Genomic DNA, 18,296 nt, shown 5'->3' on the forward strand with positions numbered 1-18,296 from the left:
CCAGCGTCCGCGCCGGTCGCCGACCGGCATGTCCAGCGCGGGACAGAAGGCAACAAACCGTGATTATGCGGAGCACCGGTCCGCCCCGGAGGCACGGTCCGCCCCCGAACCGGGGGCGCAGGCGCGACAGCGTGTCCCCGGTCGCCCACCCGGGGCCCGCCCCGGGCCCCGGGGAACAACGCAGAACTCCTCCACGCCCGCCCGGGCCCGCGCGTGGACCGGCCTCCGGTGCGGTAGGACCACGGAATGAGCAGAGAACGGCCGGCCCCCGTCCCCACGGTCATCGACCTCTCCCGCCGCCTGTTCCCCGAGGCCCTGGCGGTGGTCCTCGGCGGCAGCTCGGCCGCCGGGCGCCTCACCCCGACCTCCGACCTGGACGTGGTCGTGGTGACCCCGCCCAGGCCCGCCCCCTACCGCAGCTCCCTGCACTGGCTCGGCTGGCCGGTCGAGGTCCTGGTCCACGACCCGCAGACCCTGGCCGCCTACTGCGAGGACAACCTGGCCCGGCGCTGGCCGGGGATCCCGCGCCTGCTCGCGGAGGGGGTGGTGGTGACCGACACGGGCGGCCTCGGCGCCGGGTTCCGGGAGCGGATGCGGGCCCGGCTGGCGGCCGGCCCCGCGCCCCTGTCCCCGGCGGAGCTCGACGAGCACCACTTCGTCCTCACCGACCTGCTCGACGACCTCTCCGGGGCGACCGACCCCGGGGAGAGGGCCTTCGTCGCCTGGCGGGCGCTGACCGAGGCCTCACGTCTGGCCCTGGCCGCCGCGCGCCACTGGCAGGGATCCGGCAAGTGGCTGCTGCGCGAGCTCCGCGACCTGGCCCCCGGCCTGGCCGACCGGGTCGTGCGGGCCATGGGCGAGCCGGATCGGGCGCACGGGGTCGTCCGTGAGGTGCTCGACCGCACCGGAGGGCCGCTGTGGGCGGGCCACACGGTGGTGTGCCCCCACCGGCCGGGGCGGTGAACCCGGGGAGGCCGGTACTCCTTGTGTTCGGGTCCCTTGTCGAACTCGAAATCCCTCACCTTTATGTCGTAGATTCGCCCATTTTTCCTGTTTCGCGCCGGTCCCTTCCTCCGCCGCTTTCTCGTACCTCCAGCGCGTTCGGGCGTCGAAGCCGCCCAGAAGTACACGTTCCACTGACCCACCACGGTGGTGACGGGGAGGGTTCCCACGGAAACCCCCTCCCGCCCCACCGGCGACGTTCGCGGCCCGGCCCTAGAACCCGGCCTCCGCCCCCGCCGCGCCGCCGTCGACCAGCCGCAGCTCGTCCCAGGACCAGTTGCGGCGCAGCCAGCGGTCGTGCGAGGCCACCACCACGGCCCCCGGCGCCGTGCCCAGCGCCTCCTCCAGCTCCTGCGCCAGGGACAGCGACAGGTGGTTGGTCGGCTCGTCCAGCAGCAGCACGTCCGGGGAGTGGCCGACCAGCATCGCGAGCGCTAGCCGTCGGCGCTGCCCCACGCTCAGCTCCCCCACCGGCCGGTCCAGGTCGCGCGGCGCCACCAGGCCCAGGTCCGTCAGGCGCGGAGCGTCGGGCAGCGACGCGTTCAACCCGTCGTAGAGCCCGCGCGGGGTCCGCTGAGGGTCGCGGAACACCACGTCCTGCTCCAGCAGCGCCACCGACACGCCCCTCCGCCACAGCACCTCACCGGACTCCGGCCGCAGCCGGCGCCCCAGGGCGTACAGCAGTGTGGACTTTCCGGCCCCGTTCGGGCCCGTCACCAGGAGCCGGCCGTCCGAAGGCACGTCCAGGCGGTCCAGGCGCAGCCGCCCCGGCACCACCGCGTTCCGCAGCGTGATCGCGTTCCCGCCGGCCTCCCCGGGGTCACGGGTCAGGGCGGCGCCGAACACCAGCGGCCTCGGCGGCCTGCGCACCTGGTCGCGCTCCAGGTCGTCCAGGCGCCCCCGCGCGTTGCGCACGCGGCGCGACACCTGCTTGTCCACGCGCCCGCCGGAGTAGTCGTACGCCATCTTGGCGTTGTCCCGGGGCGCCCGGTCCGGCGCGACCTGCCGCGACGTGGTGCGCACCGCCTCGCGCAGCCCCTTCAGGTCGTTCTGCTCCCGCTGGTAGCGCTGCTCCCAGCGCTCCCGCTCCACCCTCTTCTCCTCCAGGTAGAACGAGTACGCGCCGCCGTAGTACACGGGCCCCTCCACGGCCGGGTCCAGGTCCAGCAGACCCGTGCAGACCGCGTCCAGGAACACCCGGTCGTGGCTGGCCAGCACCACCACCCCCGGCAGCCCCCTCAGGTACCCCTCCAGGAACTCCAGCGCCCGGTCGTCCAGGTGGTTGGTCGGCTCGTCCAGCAGGAGCGCGCGCGGACGGCGGACCAGCAGCGCGGCCAGGCCCAGGCGACCTCGCTGACCGCCCGACAGCCGTCCCACCGGACGGTCCGGGGAGACCCCGTCCAGTCCGAGCCCGGCCACCACCAGTTCCGCGCGCCGGTCGGCGTCCCACACCTCCCCGCGCTCGGCGTCGGCCAGCGCCTCCGCGTACGCCGCCAGCAGCCCCGCGTCCTCGGGGGCGCCGTCGAGAGCGGCCGCGGTCTGCGTGAGCCGCCCCTCCACACGCCTGGCGGGCGCCAGGGCCCCCTCCAGGACCTGGGCCGGTGTCGTCTCCGGCCCATAGGGCAGTTCCTGGTACAGGAACCCGGTGTCGGCGGGTCGTTCCACCCTGCCGGCGTCGGGCTCCTCCTCCCCCGACAGCAGGCGCAGCAGGGTGGACTTGCCCGCGCCGTTCTCGCCCACGAGCCCCAGCCTCTGGCCCGGGGCGACGTCGAGGCCGACACCGTCGAGCACCACGCGGTCGCCGTAGACGCGGGCCAGGTCGCGGGCGCGCAGCAGCGGTGGACCGCCCGTGCCGGGAGCCGCCGGGAGGGGCGGCCTCGGGGTCTTCGCCGACGCGGCCGGTACGGATGTGGATTCACGGGTCACGGAGTGGGACCGCCCTTCGTCTGGGGGCGGGCCTCGACGCCTGACCGGTGCCGTCCCCTCCCGGTGCGCCTCGAAGGCGGGTCCGTGGAGCGGCCCGGGACGACGGACAGGGGTCCGTCGCCGACATCGAGACCGCGCCACGGGTCCACGGGTCCTGGGGACGCCGCGAACGGGAAACAGGGAACGTGGGTCCGCCGGGCTGGACAGCGGGCTCGAGCCCTGGACGGGCGAGCCCCGCGCACGCGGCGGATCGGTCTCGATGTCAGTTCAGCATGTCCCCGCCAGGCTAACCGGGCCGGCGCGGAAGGCGCAAAGGGTTTTCCGGCGCGGCGCGGCCCCGTCTCCGCCTGCGGGAGGGCCCGAGCCCTCCCGCAGGCGGAGACGGGATCCGCTCCCCGGGCCCTACCTGCCGCGCAGGGACCGGTAGCGCTCCACCAGGGACGCGGTGGAGGCGTCGAGGCCGGGCACGTCGGCGCCCTCGCTCAACGCGGGTTCGACCCGCTTGGCCAGGACCTTGCCGAGCTGCACGCCCCACTGGTCGAAGGAGTTGATGTTCCAGACCGCCCCCTGCACGAACACCTTGTGCTCGTAGAGGGCGACGAGCTGGCCCAGGACGGACGGGCTGAGCCGGTCGGCCAGGATCGTCGTGGTGGGGCGGTTGCCCTCGAAGGTGCGGTGCGGGACCAGCTCAGCGGCGACGCCCTCCTCGGCGACCTCCTCGGCCGTCCTGCCGAAGGCCAGCGCCTGCCCCTGCGCGAACAGGTTGGCCATGAGCAGGTCGTGCTGGGGCACCAGGGACTCGGGCAGGTCGGGGGCCGGGTTGGCGAAGCCGATGAGGTCCGCCGGCACGAACCGGGTCCCCTGGTGCAGGAGCTGGAAGTAGGCGTGCTGGCCGTTGGTGCCGGGGGTGCCCCACACGACGGGGCCGGTCTGCCAGGCGACGGGGCGCCCGTCCCGCTGCACGGACTTGCCGTTGGACTCCATGTCGAGCTGCTGGAGGTAGGCGGTGAACTTGGACATGTGGTGGCTGTAGGGCAGGACCGCGTGGCTCTGCGCGTCGTGGAAGCCGCCGTACCAGACGCCCAGCAGCCCGAGCAGGAACGGCAGGTTGCGCTCCACCGGGGCGGTCGCGAAGTGGGTGTCCATCAGGTGGAACCCGGCGAGCATCTCCTGGAAGCGCTCGCGCCCCAGGGCCACCATCAGGGACAGGCCGATGGCCGAGTCGTAGGAGTAGCGGCCCCCCACCCAGTCCCAGAACTCGAACATGTTGCGTGTGTCGATGCCGAAGGCCTCGACCTCGGGGGTGTTGGTGGACACCGCGACGAAGTGCTTGGCGATCGCGTCCCCGTCGGGCTTCTCCCCCAGCCCGTCCAGCAGCCAGCCGCGCGCCGCGGTGGCGTTGGCGATGGTCTCGACGGTGGTGAAGGTCTTGGACGCGACCACGAACAGCGTGGTGGCCGGGTCCGCGTCGATCAGCGCCTCGTGCAGGTCGGTGCCGTCCACGTTGGACACGAACCGGAACTCCAGGCCCCGGTCGGTGTAGGGGCGCAGCGCCTCGTAGGCCATGGCGGGGCCCAGGTCCGAGCCGCCGATGCCGATGTTGACGATCCGGCGCACGGGCAGGCCGGTGTGGCCGCGCCACTCGCGCGAGCGGACGCGGTCGGCGAAGGCGCCCATGCGCTCCAGGACGCGGTGCACCTCCGGCACCACGTCGTGGCCGTCGTCCTCGATGACCGCCCCGCGGGGCGCGCGCAGGGCCGTGTGCAGGACGGCGCGGCCCTCGGTGACGTTGATGTGGTCGCCGCGCAGCATGGCGTCGCGCAGGTCGGCGACGCGGGTGGCGGCGGCCAGTGCGCCGAGGAGGCCGAGGGTCTCGTCGGTGACCAGGTTCTTGGAGTAGTCGACGTGCAGGTCGCCGACGTCGAGCGTGTACCTTTCGGCCCGGGAGGGGTCGTCGGCGAACAGCTCGCGCAGGTGGGCGGGGCCGAGCCGCGCGCGGTGCTCTCCCAGCGCGGTCCACTCCCCCCTGCGGTCCAGGGGGAGGCCCGGGGCGGCCCCCTCTCCGGTGTCCCCGGTGCGAGGGAGGGGTGTGCTGGCAGACATCCGGTCGCTCCTCGTCGTCCGTGCGGTCAGGTGCGGGCGGCGGCGCACGGATGCCGGGTCCGCGTGCCGCTCCCACCGTGCGGCTGTGCCGCCGAACCGTCCGAAGGCGTCCGGCGCACAGCCCTAGCCTGCCACGAACACCACCGCTTCCGGGGCTTTCCACAGCCCCGGCCGGAAGACGGCGCGCCGCGGGGACCGGCCCCCGCGGGCGGTCACACCTCCTGGCGCTCCCGGCGCAGCTCGGCCACCTCGGCGCGCAGCGTCCGGAGCTCCGCCATGATCATCGCGTGTCCCGGGTCGGGGCCGCCGTCGTCCGGGTCGGGCACCGCGCGGCCGCCCCGCCCGTCCCCGGGGCCGTCCCCGCTCTCCTCGCCGTCGTCCTTCTCCAGCGCCTCCACGGCGACGGCGATGAACAGGTTCAGGGCGACGAGGGTGGACACCAGGACGAAGACCACGAAGAACACCCAGGCCATCGGCGTGTGCTCCATCACGTCCTTGGCGATGGTGCCCCAGCCGTCGGCGGTGGCGATCTGGAAGAGGGTGAACAGCGAGGTGGGGAGGTCCCGGAAGTACTCCGGGGAGTCGTCCGCGAAGAGTCGCGTGGCCATGACCGCCGACACGTAGAGCAGCAGCATCACCAGGAAGAGGATGGACATCATGCCGGGCAGGGCCCGGAACAGGCCGGACACGACGTGCCGCAGGGACGGGATCACCGAGAGCAGCCGCAGCACCCTGAGGACGCGCAGCACCCGGAGCACGGAGAACGGCCCGGAGGTGGGCAGCAGGGCGATCCCGACGATCACCATGTCGAACCAGCTCCAGGGGTCGCGGAAGAACTCCGCCCGGTGGGCGTAGACCCGCAGCCCCAGTTCGAGGACGAACAGGGCGAGGATCACGATGTCGATACCGCGGAGGAGTTCGCCGTGGGCCGCCATCGCCCGGGGGGAGGTCTCCACGCCGAGGATGACGGCGTTGATCAGGATGAGGGTGACGACACTCGCCTGGAACCAGGAGGCGTCGACGATCGTTCGGACCCGGTCGCGCACGGTCACGGGAGAGGGGACTCCGTTCGTCATCTCGGACAACAGCGCCAAATCCTACCGTCCGTGACCACGCGGCGTTCCGGCCCTGGTGACCGCCTCGTCCCAGCTGGGTCCCCGGTCCGCACGCCCCTCTGGCATCCCCTGCCCTGACCAGGCATGATCAGGGGTAGGGACCACGAGAGCGAGGGGGACGCCGGTGACAGGACGACCCGACGGGTCCGGCGTGGGGCCCTTCGACCCCGCGCCCGGACACGAGAGCGACATCGACGACGTGGACGCGGACATGGACGTGGGCGCGGCGGACCAGGACACGGCGGTGGCCGAGTACCTGTCGGACCACCCGCACGGCCTCCGGATCGAGGAGCTCGAGGACCACGACGCCCTCGGCATCGGCGCGGAACTGCGCCAGGAGGTCCCCGAGCAGGCCCCCGAACCGGCGGAGGAGCAGGACCGGGCGCCGGACGGGGAGGACCTGACGCGGGTGCTCGGGGCGGAGGAGTTCGCGGACGGGATCCGCGACGGGGACGGCTGAGCCTCCGGCGCCGGCGGTGGTCCCCTCACCGTCCCGGCGCCCGCGTTCGGATTCCGGCCCCGTCCCCCTGCGCGAGGTCGGCCCGGAGCCAGCGCTCCACCCGCAGGACGTGCACGGTCGCGGCGGCCCTGGCCGCGTCGGGGTCGCGCGCGACCAGGGCCTCGTGGATGCGCTCGTGGTCCTCGTGGAGCGCGGCGCTCAGACCGGCCTCACGGTGCCCGGCCCACACGCGGGCGTTGAAGGTGCGGGAGGACAGGCCCTCCCCGATCGCCGCCAGCGTGGCGTTGCCGGTGCTGGCCACGATGGCCTGGTGGAAGCCGAGGTCCGCGCCGGCCGTGTCGAGCACGCCCCCGTCGGGGGACTCCCGGCGGGGGCGCGTGCCGCCCTCCGGCGCCGCGCCCCCCGGAGCCCCCGCGCAGTCCATGGCGTCGGAGCCGTCCATGCGCTCCAGCAGCGCGCCGATGCGTTCCAGGTCGCGCGCGTCGGCCCGCGCCGCCGCCAGGGCCGTGGCGGCGGGTTCGAGCATCCGGCGCACCTGGAGGACCTCCAGGAGGGTCTGCCCCTGGGACACCTCGGCGAGCACCGAGAAGGTCTCCAGCAGGTCCGCTGGGCGCAGCGCCGTGACGTAGACGCCCGCCCCGTGGCGGGCCTCCAGGACACCGAGCGTGGTGAGGGCGCGGATGGCCTCGCGCATGGAACTGCGGGAGACCCCGAGCTGGACCGCCAGGTCGCGTTCGGTGGGCAGGCGCTCGCCGGGGCCGACCTCGCCCCCCGCGATCATCGCCTTGATCCGCTCGACGGCCCTCTGGGTGACGGGCGTGCGCTCTCCGCCGGGATCGTGGGGCACGGATCTCTCCAAGTCGTCGGGCCGTGGCGCCCCGCCCTCGCGGGGCGCCCCTCGCTGTGTTCCGGGCGGCGTCCGGGTCCGGTCCGGACTCCGAGAGGCTGCCACACCGTTCCCTTTGACGGGCGATTCATCATACCAATTTTCTGATACATCATTGCTCTCCGCCGAAAAACCAGCCTATTTCCTCGACTTTCCTTTCCTCGCGACAGAGTGGTCCTACCATTCGGTGCTCGTCGGAACGGAGCAGTGAGTCCTGTCGCGGCCGGGGCCCTGGGGGATACCGTGCTCCCCGCCGGGACCAACCGCGGGCGCCGGGCCGCGGGGCGGCGCCGCGGGCGCGGGGCCGGGCTCTCCTGGAACGACGGCCGGGGACCCGTCCAGCGACGCGGTACATCCGGCGGACTCCCCCGCGACGTGCGAACCGGGTTCCGCGAAACCCCTCACACGACGGATCCGGATCTGCTCAACTGGGAGCAGTGTCGCCAAGGATGCTTGGAGCCGACCGTGATCCCTCACCTGTGCCGGGTGCCCGCCGCTCGTACCGCCGATGATCCGGCCCGGCGCGCCCCCGGCCCGGCCCGCCGCCCGGACGCGAGCGGCGACGGTCCCACGGCGGGCCCGCGCAGGCCCGCATCGAGAACGTGGGCCGGCTCCCTCCTGCGGACCCCGCACCGGGAGACGGTCCTGCCGTCCTGACACGGCCCCGGTCCACCTGCCCCCGAGCCCCGAGCCCGTCCGCCGCCACGGGTGGTGACACACCGTGTCCGACCCGACCGCCTGCCCGCCGACCCCCGCGGCAGGCGCCCGCGGGCTCCCCCGCCGCCACCGGGCCGGCCCCCGTGCCGGACGCCGGCCCCGTGCCCTCCGTCCGCCCGACCCCGGGCGGCGGACAGAGCCGGGCGGCACACCGCCGAGGCCCCGCACGAGGAGTGCCGGGGCGGCCCCACGGGACTCCCCCTCTCACCGTTGAACCCGCACCGACGAAGGCAACCGAAAGGGAGATCTGCAATGAGCGACCTGGTACTGCTGTCCGGCGGCATGGACTCCGCCACCGCCCTGGCCCTCTCCGCCCAGGAGGGACGCGCCGGCGCGGTCCTCAACATCAACTACTCCCAGCGCAACGCGGCCGAGATCCAGTCGGCGAGGAGCCTGGCCGAGCACTACGGCGTGGACTACCACTTCGTCGACCTCTCCTCCTGGGGGGCCAAGCTCCGCTCCTCCTTCACCGACCCCACCATCGACGTGCCGAGCGGCCCCTACTCCAACGGCGTGTACGGGGACGGCGGCGCCGACTCCACCGGCGTCACCGTGGTGCCGTCCAGGAACGGCACGTTCGTCTTCGCGGCCCTGGGCATCGCGCAGACCCTGGGGCACGACCGCGTCGTCACCGCGGTCCACGCCGACGACCACGACGTCTACCCCGACACCAGGCCGGAGTTCATCGCCGCGGTCAACACGGCCGCGCTGCTGTCCACCAGCGGCACCGTCACCGTCCACACCCCCTTCTCCCGCACGAGCAAGGCGGGCATCGGGAAGATCGGCCGGAGCCTGGGGGTGCCGTACGAGCTGACGTGGTCGTGCTACTCCGCCGGCCCCTCGCACTGCGGCACCTGCGGGACGTGCATCCTGCGCCACGACGCCCTGACCGCCGGGGGCCACACCGACCCGACCGTGTACGCCGTGGTCCCGGAACTGGTGTAGCCCGTACGCGCCGCGGTCCGCACCCGTGGCCCGCCGGGACCGCCCGGCCCCTCCCCCGGAAGGGGCCGGGCGCGGGCCCTCCCGGCCGGACCGGCGGGGCCCGGGAAGCACCGGCGGCCCGGAACGGATCTGCCCGGCTCCGACACGTGTCCCGGGCCACACAACCGAAAAGTGATCGTACCAATCCCGCCTGAGACTCTCCCTTAACACCGATAAACCCCCCTGTTCTTGCCGCACTTCCTCCGGTGTGCAAAAGTGGTCGGACCACTGGAAGGCTCGTGGCGAGCGGGACGCCGCCCCCTGGAGGGCGGCTCGAGGGAGGCCCATGCGGATCGCACTCTTCATCACCTGTGTCAACGACACACTCTTCCCCGACACCGGGCGGGCGGTGGTGCGGCTCCTGGAGCGGCTGGGCCACGAGGTCGTCTTCCCCGAGGACCAGACGTGCTGCGGCCAGATGCACTACAACACGGGGTACCGCAGACCGGCGACACGGCTGGCCGTGCGCTTCGTCAAGACCTTCGAGGGCGCCGACGCCGTCGTCGTCCCCTCCGGCTCCTGCGCGGCGATGATCCGCGACAACTACCCGCGCCTGGGCGCGGGCGGCAGCCGCCTGTCCCGCAAGGTGGCCGGCCTCGCCCCGCGCGTGTACGACCTCACCGAGTTCCTGGTGGACGTGCTCGGGTTGACCGACGTGGGCGCCTACTACCCGCACAAGGTCGCCTACCACCCGACCTGCCACGGGCTGCGCATGCTCGGCCTGGGCGACCGCCCCTACCGGCTCCTGCGCGCCGTGCGCGGCCTGGAGCTGGTGGAGCTGGAGGGCGCCACCGAGTGCTGCGGCTTCGGCGGCACGTTCGCGGTCAAGAACGGCGACGTCTCCTCCGCCATGGGCGCGGACAAGGCACGGCACGCCGTCGAGACCGGCGCCGAGGTCCTGTGCGCGGTGGACAACTCCTGCCTGATGCACATCGGCGGCATCCTGTCCCGGCAGCGGTCGGGCATGCGGGTGGCGCACATCGCCGAGATCCTGGCCAGTACCGAGAAGGGCGGCTCGGCCGGGCCCGCCCCCGACGACGCACCCGCCGCGAAGGAGGCCGTCACCCGATGAGCGCCACGTTCCTGGGCATACCGCCCTTCCCCGAGGCCGCGAGAGCGGCCGTCGACGACTCCCGGACCCGCCACAACCTGCGCAGGGCGACGCACACGATCCGCGACAAGCGCGCGTCCGTGGTCGGCGAGCTGAACGACGACTGGCAGCTGCTGCGCACGGAGGGGGCGGCCGTCAAGGAGCACACGCTCCGCCACCTGGACCGCTACCTGGAGCAGTTGGAGGAGTCGGTGACCCGCGCGGGCGGCCGGGTGCACTGGGCCGCCGACGCCGAGGAGGCCAACGCGATCGTCACCCGGCTGGTGAAGGCCACCGGCGAGACGGACGTGGTCAAGGTCAAGTCGATGGCCACCCAGGAGATCGAGCTCAACAACGCGCTGGCCGAGGCGGGGATCACCGCCTACGAGACGGACCTCGCGGAGCTGATCGTGCAGTTGGGCGACGACCTCCCGTCGCACATCCTGGTGCCCGCCATCCACCTGGGGCGCGCCCAGATCCGGGAGATCTTCCTGGACCAGATGGCGGAGTGGGGGACCCCGGCCCCGCCGGGGCTGACCGACGACCCCCGCGCCCTGGCGGAGGCGGCCCGGCTGCACCTGCGCGAGCGCTTCCTGCGCACCAGGACCGCGATCTCGGGCGCCAACTTCGCGGTGGCCGACTCCGGGACGCTGGTGGTGCTGGAGTCGGAGGGCAACGGGCGCATGTGCCTGACCCTCCCCCAGACCCTCATCTCCGTGGTGGGCATCGAGAAGATCGTGCCGACCTGGTCGGACCTGGAGGTGTTCATGCAGCTCCTGCCGCGCTCGTCCACCGGCGAGCGGATGAACCCCTACACCTCGACCTGGACCGGGGTGACCCCGGGCGACGGCCCCCAGGAGTTCCACCTGGTGCTGCTGGACAACGGGCGCACGGACGTGCTGGCCGACACGGTGGGCCGCCAGGCCCTGCGCTGCATCCGCTGCTCCGCGTGCCTGAACACCTGCCCGGTGTACGAGCGCACGGGGGGCCACGCCTACGGGTCGGTGTACCCGGGACCGATCGGCGCGATCCTCACGCCGCAGCTGCGCGGGATGTCCTCGGCGGTGGACGAGGCGCTGCCGTACGCGTCCTCGCTGTGCGGCGCCTGCTACGAGGTCTGCCCGGTGGCGATCGACATCCCGGAGGTGCTGGTGCACCTGCGCGAGGAGGTCTCCGCGGGCAAGGGCCACCTGGGGGAGAAGGCGTTGATGGCGGGCGCCGAGGCGGTCTTCTCGTCCTCGCGCGCCCTGGGGGCCGCCCAGCGCGCGGCGGGACTGGGCCGCAACCTGGTGCCGGGGCACCTGCCCGGCACGGCCGGGGAGTGGACGGACACCCGGGACGTCCCGGACGTCCCCGCGGAGTCCTTCCGCTCGTGGTGGAACAAGCGTGGGAAGGGGCAGCGGTGAGCGCATCGCGGACGGGACGGACCCCGGGGCGGGGAGGGTCCGCCGGAGGCGGGCCGCGGGGCCCCGTTCCGAGCAGCAGGGAGCGGATCCTGGGCCGGGTCAGGGCGGCGCTCGCCGACGTGCCCTCCGACGAGCCCGCGGTGCGGGCGCCGGGGCGCGGCTTCGCGGACAGCCACGCCGCGGGCCCGACCCTGGACGTGTTCGAGGACCGGTTGCGCGACTACAAGGCGCAGGTGCGCCGGGTCCCCGCCGACCGGGTGGCGGCGGAGGTGGCGGCGGCCCTGGAACGGCGCGGAGCGCAGCGGGTGGTGGCCCCGCCGGGGGTGCCGGACGCGTGGTTCGACGGGGCCGCGGCCGAGCGGCTGCCCGACTCACGGGAGGAGCCCCTGTCCGTGGGGGACCTGAACGGGGTGGACGGCGTGGTCACGGGGTGCTCCGTGGCGATCGCGGAGACCGGCACCATCGTCCTGGACGGGAGCCCCGACCAGGGGCGGCGCGCGATCACCCTGGTGCCCGACTACCACCTGTGCGTGGTGCGCGCCGAGCAGGTGGTGGACGGCGTCCCGCAGGCCGTGCGGCTGCTGGACCCGGCCCGGCCGCTCACGTGGATCAGCGGCCCCTCGGCCACGAGCGACATCGAGCTCAACAGGGTGGAGGGGGTGCACGGCCCGCGCACCCTGGAGGTGCTGCTGGTCGAGGCCGCGCCCTGACCCCGGACGACCGGTGGGGGTGGGGCCGGCCCCACCCCCACCGGTCGTGCGGGCCCCCGGGAGAGGGGACGGCCCGCCGTATGGTCCGGCGGACCGGGGCTTCCTAGGGTCGGAGGCGACACGACCCCACCGAACGACGGGACGCGCATGCCCCACGTACGACGCAACGCCGACCCCCTCCCCCGCGCCGCCCGCACGCGGCGCCGGAAAGCCCCCTCCCGCCTCCGCACCGGGGCCGTGCTCGCCGCGGCCCTGGTGCTGGCCTCGCCTGCGGGCGCGCTGGCGGGCCCGGCGGCCCCACCCGCCCCCTCGGAGGCTCCGCGCGCCTCCCTCCCGGCCCCCACCGGGGAACGCCCGGTCGGCCGCACGACCCTGCACCTGGTGGACGAGGGCCGCGAGGACATGTGGGTCGGCGGTCCCCGCGAGCTGATGGCGACCCTGTGGTACCCGGCCCGGTCGGACGCGGGACGGCGCGCGCCCTACATGACCGAGGCCGAGTCGGCGGCGACGCTCGAGGCGCGCGGGGTGACCGGCCTGCCCCCGGACACCCTGCACCGGGTGCGCACCCACTCCCGTCTCGACGTCGCCCCCGCCCGCACCGGGGACGGCCTGCCCCTGGTCGTCCTGTCCCCCGGCGCGGGGCACAACAGGATCTGGTTCTCCTCCCTCGCCGAGGAGCTGGCCAGCCACGGGTTCGTCGTGGCCGCCGTCGACCACGCCCACGAGTCCGCGCCCGTCGAGTACCCCCACGGGCTGGTGACCGGGTGCGCCGGGTGCGGCAGCGGGGAGTGGGCCCGGGGCGCGGTCAACCGCGCCGGGGACGTCTCCTTCCTCCTGGACCGGCTCACCGGCCCCGACCCGGCCTGGCGGTGGTCGCACGTGATCGACGCCTCCCGGGTCGGGATGGCGGGGCACTCCTGGGGCGGCTCGGCCACCGCCGAGACCCTGCGCCTGGAGGAGAGGGTGGACGCCGGGATCAACCTGGACGGCCCCTACTACGCCACGGCGCTGGAGGAGGACCTGGACAAGCCCCTGGCCCTGCTCGGGAACGACCGGGGCATCGCCTGGGAGGGCCACGAGGAGATGTGGCCGCGCCTGACGGGGTGGCGCCAGTGGATCAGGATCACCGGCTCCGGGCACTCCAACGGCATCGACCAGGGGCTGGTCACCGAGCAGCTGGGACTCCGTGACATGTATCCGCCCAAGGAGTGGCGCAACCTGTACGGCGACATCCCGGTCGGACACGGCCTGGACCTCGTGCGCGCCTACGGCCTGGCGTTCTTCGACCACCACCTGCGCGGGGGCGACCAGCCCCTCCTGGACGATCCGGAGGGCGTCCACCCGGAGCTGGTCGTGGTGGACCCCGGGTAGCCGCGTCAGGCGCAGGTCAGCCCCCGGGGCGCCAGGCGGCCAGCAGCACCTCCAGGGGGTCCGGCCGGGTCTCCTCCTCGGCGAACGGGGCCTGGTACCGGGCCCCGGCCCCCTGGGGCGGACGGCGCGGCCGGGGCCTGGGAGCCGCCGCCGGGACCCGGGCGGCCCGTTCGTCCGGGTCCTCCTCCCGGGCCAGCGGCGCCTGGTAGCGGGCGCCCTGGGAGGCGGGCCTGCGCTTCTTGCGGATCCACCTGCGCACGGGCGCCTCCGGCTCCTCCTCGGCGGGCTCGGCGCGTTCACCGGTGGCCGTGAACCACACCGGGAGCTCCACCAGGCCGTGGACGGACGGCCCACCGCGGCGGCGCAGCTCGTGCGGCTCGACCGCCAGGACCATGCCGCGCATCCGGTCCACGGTCATGTCGATGGCGGTGCGCACCAGCTCGCGCGTGAACCCGGTGGCGGGACAGCGGTGCGCCCCCGCGCCCCACAGCAGGTGGGAGCGGTTGCCCGCCATCGCCATCGCGTCGTCCCCGCCGTGGAACACGGACGGGTCGGTGTGGGCGGAGGCGAAGCCGAACAGCATCGGCTCGCCCCGCCGGAGGCGGGCGCCCGCGAAGCCCGCGTCCGCCGTGGCGTAGCGCCCGGCGAGCATCCGGATCGGCGGGTCGGTCCACATGACGTAGTCGACGAAGTCCTCGGGGGTGAGGGTGCCGCCCAGGTAGGCGGTCCACACCCCCGGGTCCTCCAGCAGCCTGAGCAGGGCGTTGCCGATGAGGTGGGTGGTCGGCTCGTGCCCGGTCTCCCACAGCAGGGACAGGGACGCGACCGCCTCCTCGTCGGTGAGCCCGTGGGGGTGGGCCAGCAGCCGGCTGGCGAGGTCCTCGCCGGGGTCGGCCCGCTTGCGGGCGACCAGGCCCGCGAAGTAGGCGCGGACGGCCCGGGCCGCGGGTTCGGCGCGGTCCGGCTCGCCGCTCCACAGGCGCGTCGTGAGGTCGGCCAGCAGGCGTCCGTAGGCGTCCGGCAGTCCGAAGAGCTCGTTGAGGACGAGCGCCGGGAGCGGGGCCGCGTACTGGCCGATGAGGTCGGCGCTCCCCTCGGCGGCGACCCGGCCGAGCAGGTGCACGGCCGCGCGCTCGACCACCGGCACCAGCTGGGGCGTGCCCACCTGTGCCAGGGCCTCCACGAGGGGCACCCTCAGCCGCTGGTGCTCCTCGCCGTCGCGGGCCAGGGCTCCGCTGCGGGCCGGGGCCGTGCCTGCGGGGCTCCACGGGCGCGGGTCCGCGGAGAAGAGGTCGCGGTCGCGCAGGACCTGGAGGTTCTCCTTGTACCCGAGCAGGAGCCAGCCGCGCTCCCCGGGGCCGACCTCGACGGGGACCAGCCCTCCGTGACGGGCGCGCAGCAGGTCCCAGGGCACGTCGTCCCCGGGGCCCCCGTGGAGCCGCAGTGCCCGGTCCGCGCCGCGGGGGCAGCCGGCGGCGTCCGCCCCGCCCCGCGGGAGGCCCTCCCGGTCGTCGGCCCCGGTTCCCTGGCGCATGGCGGCTCCTCGGTGGGTGCGGATGGGAGCCGACGGTATTCCCCCCGTGTTTCCGCTGTGCTTCGGGGAGGAAAGCACTGCCTTTCCTTCCGGGGCAACGGGCTCCACGGCGGGGCAAGGCGGGATTTCACGACACCGCGCCCAACGGCGGCGTTGTCGCGCACAGGAGCCGAATCCCCCTTCGGCCGACCGGATCCGGCACGGGGCCGCCGAACTGCCCCTTCGCCGGCGGAGGGCGCCCGACGGCGCCGCCCGGTCCCTCCCCGCGGGGGAATACGGGCGGCAGGACGCGCAGGGGGCGAAAAGCGCTCCCGGGCGCGCGACCGGCCCTTTTCCCGGAGGTTTCGGTTCTCTCACCGCGAATCCGGCCGACGGGGATCGGTAGGATTGTCCGTCGGCTCCACCGCCGAACGACGACACGACCGGGGAGAAGCACCGTGGGCAAGAAGGGTCGTGGCCGGCAGCGTCGCGCCGCCGGGGCGCCGACGGCCGCCTGGGCCGGGCCGGAGGCCGGGGCCTCCCCCGCGGAGGTGGTGTCCGGGGCGGTGGACGCGCTCGTGTCCGGCGGGGAGGGCGGAGGCGTCGACCTCGCCGCGGCCCGGCTCGCCGACACCGAGGACCGCGAGTGGGCGGACGCGGCGGGGCGCGCCCTCCTGGCGGCGCTCCTGGACGCCGCGGCCTCCGCGTGGACCCGCGGCTGGCAGCCCGCCGAGACGGTCCGCCAGGTCGACCGCGTGCTCGGAGCCGTGGCCGCGGCGGTGTGCGCCGACGCCGTGACGGCCGACCTGGAGCGCCACTCCCCGGCGACGGTGGACCCGCGCTGGGCCGAGCAGGTGCGCGGGTTCGGCGTGAAGGCGTCGTGGGGCCGCGGCGAGGGGTACCCGGCCCACGTCGGCGCGGAGCACGGGCTACTGCGGTTCGAGGCGGTGGACGCCGTACTGCGGGTGCTGGCGGCCCTGCGGGTGCTCCCGCCCCTGCGGCGGCTGTGCCCGCCGCCGGGGGCGTACCGGCCGGGCCGCCCGGGCGCGGCGCGACGGCCCGAGCGGGTGGACGCGGGCAAGCTCGCCCGGGTGCGGGCCCTGCTGGCCAAGGCCGAGTCGACGGAGTTCCCGCAGGAGGCGGAGGCGCTGAGCGCCCGCGCCCAGGAGATGATGGCGCGGCACAGCATCGACCGGGCCCTGTTGGCCGAGGGCCCCGGGGAGTCGGAGGCCGCCTCCGGGCGCCGCCTGCCGGTGGACTCCCCCTACGACGAGCACAAGGCGGTACTGCTGCACGAGGTGGCCGAGGCCAACCACTGCCGCGCCGTGTGGCACCAGGAGCTGGGGCTGTGCACCGTCATGGGGTTCCCGGGGGACGTGGAGGCCGTGGACCTGATGTTCACCTCGCTTCTGGTCCAGGCCGAGACGGCGATGCGGGCCAGCGGCTCGGTGCGGGACCGGTCGGGACGCGCGGCGGGCAAGGCGTTCCGCGCCTCGTTCATGTCGGCGTTCTCGGTGCGGGTGGGAGAGCGGCTGGTCGAGACGGCGCGCGCCGCCGAGAGGGCGGCCCAGGCCGAGACCGGCACGGACCTCGTACCGGTCTTCGCGGCGCGCGAGCGCGAGGTGGAGGCGGCCGTCGCGGAGGCGTTCGGCGAGCTGACCTACTCGCGGGTGCGGGGCCCCTACAGCGAGGACGGCTGGGTCGAGGGGCGCGCCGCGGCCGACGCCGCCTCCCTGGGCTCGCGCCGCCACCTGCCCTGAGCGCCGGTCCCGGAACGGCCCGGGCCCTCGCGGAAGTCGGCGCCACGCCCTGGAGCGTGTCCGCGCCGGTCCGCGCCGTCGGGCCGTGCACGGCGGGGGCGGCCCGTGAAAGCGTTCTCCCGACGGCCCTTCGGAAGACGGCCGGAGCCGCCCGGGCCCTGCTGTCCCCCGACGACGTCCCGGACGCCCTCCGAGCACCGCCGACGCCCCCCCGGCCCGCACGGGGTCACGGGAGGCCGACGCGCCGGAAATGCGGCCTCGGCCACACGGCCCCATGCAACAGAAAACGCCGCACCGGCACACTTTCCGCATGAGAAGAAGGACCCCCTTCGCAGTCGGATCCCGTCCGGTCCCCCGGGGGCGGGACCCGCCGCCGACCCGGAGGGCCGGGCACATCCGGGCGGGCCTCAGCCCGCGACCCGGGCGCCTGCGATCAGGCCGGGACCCGGCAGGAGGCCCTCCGACAACGCACACCGGAAAAGAAACAGAAAACCAGTCACGGGAAAAAGGAAGACAGAGAAAATGGGCGACCCGAGCAAAACCGGACCACCCCGGCGAATCATTCATTTTCAACCGACGCGAAAGGAATCACGCCGAGCGAAAGGAATGCATCCCGCGGATTCGTGGCTATAAATATCAGGAACCCCCCGCACATTCGGCAACCGACCGAAAAACCCGTTACGCGGACGCAATAAAAGTCCGCGACCGCACCCCGGTGACACCTCGAGTCCGGGGGTCGCTTCCACGTCTCCGCGCGTTGGTGGTACCTTTACCGTCGCTTCAGACGCAGGTGGCGGGGAAAGGGGTCGGGCATGCTGTTTGACCCCCGGAAAATGAGTGACTCAGCACACAATTTCGTCAAAGCGGTGCTGGGGATCGACCTGCCCCGGGCCGGCGTACCGGCCATGCGCGCAGCTTCGGAGGTCTACGACACCCTCGACGAACAGCCGCACGAGCTCTCCGACGTCATGGACACGACGCGCAACCGCGTCCGGAGGAACTTCGGCGGAGCGGCCTCCGACTACTGCGACCGCTCCCTCTCGGCCTCCACCAGCGGGGAGAGGGACTACGTCGGCAACGTGGCGAGAACGAGCCGCACGCTCTCGGCCGAGCTGCGCGGCCTGCCCGAGCCCCCGATGCCAGAAGGAAGAGTCGCGCATGCCGTTGGACCACAACATGTCCGACTCCTCACGCAAAGCGATCGAGGTCCTCACCGGCATCCAGGTCCCCAAAGCAGGCATCGCCAACCTCGG

General features: G+C 74.3%; 13 protein-coding genes. 8 read left to right on the forward strand and 5 right to left on the reverse strand.

Features of this window, described 5'->3' with window-relative positions; genetic code table 11:
- The first annotated feature begins 246 nt into the window (after window positions 1-246).
- Window positions 247-963 (forward strand): nucleotidyltransferase domain-containing protein, encoded by a 717-nt coding sequence (locus ABZ234_RS29955; RefSeq protein WP_355014249.1) that lies wholly within the window; start codon window positions 247-249, stop codon window positions 961-963.
- A 252-nt stretch (window positions 964-1,215) separates the two neighbouring features.
- Here the strand turns inward: ABZ234_RS29955 and ABZ234_RS29960 are convergent, their stop codons facing one another.
- From ABZ234_RS29960 to ABZ234_RS29970, 3 genes are all read right to left on the reverse strand, one after another.
- Window positions 1,216-2,838 (reverse strand): ABC-F family ATP-binding cassette domain-containing protein, encoded by a 1,623-nt coding sequence (locus tag ABZ234_RS29960; protein ID WP_355014257.1) that lies wholly within the window; start codon window positions 2,836-2,838, stop codon window positions 1,216-1,218.
- A 492-nt stretch (window positions 2,839-3,330) separates the two neighbouring features.
- Window positions 3,331-5,031, reverse strand: coding sequence for a glucose-6-phosphate isomerase (gene pgi, locus ABZ234_RS29965; RefSeq protein WP_355014250.1), 1,701 nt, complete (start codon window positions 5,029-5,031; stop codon window positions 3,331-3,333).
- Between the two features lie 212 nt (window positions 5,032-5,243).
- Window positions 5,244-6,083: an ion transporter gene (locus ABZ234_RS29970; protein WP_267950343.1), complete on the reverse strand. Its 840-nt coding sequence runs from the start codon at window positions 6,081-6,083 to the stop codon at window positions 5,244-5,246.
- A 274-nt stretch (window positions 6,084-6,357) separates the two neighbouring features.
- On the opposite strand from ABZ234_RS29970, the gene ABZ234_RS29975 reads away from it, so the two are divergent.
- Complete coding sequence (locus ABZ234_RS29975; RefSeq protein WP_267950342.1) at window positions 6,358-6,606, forward strand: hypothetical protein; 249 nt, start codon at window positions 6,358-6,360, stop codon at window positions 6,604-6,606.
- A 25-nt stretch (window positions 6,607-6,631) separates the two neighbouring features.
- Here ABZ234_RS29975 and ABZ234_RS29980 read toward each other — a convergent pair whose 3' ends face one another.
- Window positions 6,632-7,387: an FCD domain-containing protein gene (locus tag ABZ234_RS29980; protein WP_355014258.1), complete on the reverse strand. Its 756-nt coding sequence runs from the start codon at window positions 7,385-7,387 to the stop codon at window positions 6,632-6,634.
- 1,074 nt (window positions 7,388-8,461) lie between these two features.
- Between ABZ234_RS29980 and ABZ234_RS29985 the strand changes: the two genes are divergently transcribed.
- The 5 genes from ABZ234_RS29985 (at window position 8,462) to ABZ234_RS30005 (ending at window position 13,770) form a co-directional block, all read left to right on the forward strand.
- The gene (locus tag ABZ234_RS29985; protein WP_330157023.1) at window positions 8,462-9,154 is read left to right on the forward strand and encodes a 7-cyano-7-deazaguanine synthase; all 693 of its coding nucleotides are present in this window, start codon (window positions 8,462-8,464) and stop codon (window positions 9,152-9,154) included.
- 325 nt (window positions 9,155-9,479) lie between these two features.
- Window positions 9,480-10,265 (forward strand): (Fe-S)-binding protein, encoded by a 786-nt coding sequence (locus tag ABZ234_RS29990; protein ID WP_355014251.1) that lies wholly within the window; start codon window positions 9,480-9,482, stop codon window positions 10,263-10,265.
- Entirely contained in the window at window positions 10,262-11,689 is a 1,428-nt protein-coding gene (locus ABZ234_RS29995; protein ID WP_355014252.1) for a lactate utilization protein B, read from the forward strand. The genes ABZ234_RS29990 and ABZ234_RS29995 overlap by 4 nt, the downstream gene beginning before the upstream one ends.
- Before the next feature lie 86 nt (window positions 11,690-11,775).
- Window positions 11,776-12,399, forward strand: a complete 624-nt coding sequence (locus ABZ234_RS30000) for an LUD domain-containing protein (protein WP_355014259.1) — start codon at window positions 11,776-11,778, stop codon at window positions 12,397-12,399.
- Between the two features lie 147 nt (window positions 12,400-12,546).
- Complete coding sequence (locus ABZ234_RS30005) at window positions 12,547-13,770, forward strand: acetylhydrolase (RefSeq protein WP_355014253.1); 1,224 nt, start codon at window positions 12,547-12,549, stop codon at window positions 13,768-13,770.
- A 16-nt stretch (window positions 13,771-13,786) separates the two neighbouring features.
- On the opposite strand, the gene ABZ234_RS30010 is transcribed toward ABZ234_RS30005, so the two are convergent.
- Window positions 13,787-15,304: a cytochrome P450 gene (locus ABZ234_RS30010; RefSeq protein WP_355014254.1), complete on the reverse strand. Its 1,518-nt coding sequence runs from the start codon at window positions 15,302-15,304 to the stop codon at window positions 13,787-13,789.
- Window positions 15,305-15,741: 437 nt separating this feature from the next.
- Between ABZ234_RS30010 and ABZ234_RS30015 the strand changes: the two genes are divergently transcribed.
- Window positions 15,742-17,043, forward strand: coding sequence for a DUF2786 domain-containing protein (locus ABZ234_RS30015; protein ID WP_355014255.1), 1,302 nt, complete (start codon window positions 15,742-15,744; stop codon window positions 17,041-17,043).
- The last annotated feature ends 1,253 nt before the right edge of the window (window positions 17,044-18,296 follow it).

Origin of the sequence: Nocardiopsis sp. NPDC006198 (assembly GCF_040613895.1) — a bacterium.
GTDB classification, from domain to species: Bacteria; Actinomycetota; Actinomycetes; order Streptosporangiales; family Streptosporangiaceae; genus Nocardiopsis; species Nocardiopsis tropica.

What these genes read in the sequence shown, in the direction of transcription:
- pgi (WP_355014250.1), bottom strand. Translation starts at nt 5,031, where the DNA reads ATGTCTGCCAGCACACCCCTCCCTCGCACCGGGGACACCGGAGAGGGG.
- ABZ234_RS29990 (WP_355014251.1), top strand. Translation starts at nt 9,480, where the DNA reads ATGCGGATCGCACTCTTCATCACCTGTGTCAACGACACACTCTTCCCC.
- ABZ234_RS30010 (WP_355014254.1), bottom strand. Translation starts at nt 15,304, where the DNA reads ATGCGCCAGGGAACCGGGGCCGACGACCGGGAGGGCCTCCCGCGGGGC.
- ABZ234_RS29995 (WP_355014252.1), top strand. Translation starts at nt 10,262, where the DNA reads ATGAGCGCCACGTTCCTGGGCATACCGCCCTTCCCCGAGGCCGCGAGA.
- ABZ234_RS30005 (WP_355014253.1), top strand. Translation starts at nt 12,547, where the DNA reads ATGCCCCACGTACGACGCAACGCCGACCCCCTCCCCCGCGCCGCCCGC.
- ABZ234_RS29980 (WP_355014258.1), bottom strand. Translation starts at nt 7,387, where the DNA reads ATGATCGCGGGGGGCGAGGTCGGCCCCGGCGAGCGCCTGCCCACCGAA.
- ABZ234_RS29985 (WP_330157023.1), top strand. Translation starts at nt 8,462, where the DNA reads ATGAGCGACCTGGTACTGCTGTCCGGCGGCATGGACTCCGCCACCGCC.
- ABZ234_RS29975 (WP_267950342.1), top strand. Translation starts at nt 6,358, where the DNA reads ATGGACGTGGGCGCGGCGGACCAGGACACGGCGGTGGCCGAGTACCTG.
- ABZ234_RS29955 (WP_355014249.1), top strand. Translation starts at nt 247, where the DNA reads ATGAGCAGAGAACGGCCGGCCCCCGTCCCCACGGTCATCGACCTCTCC.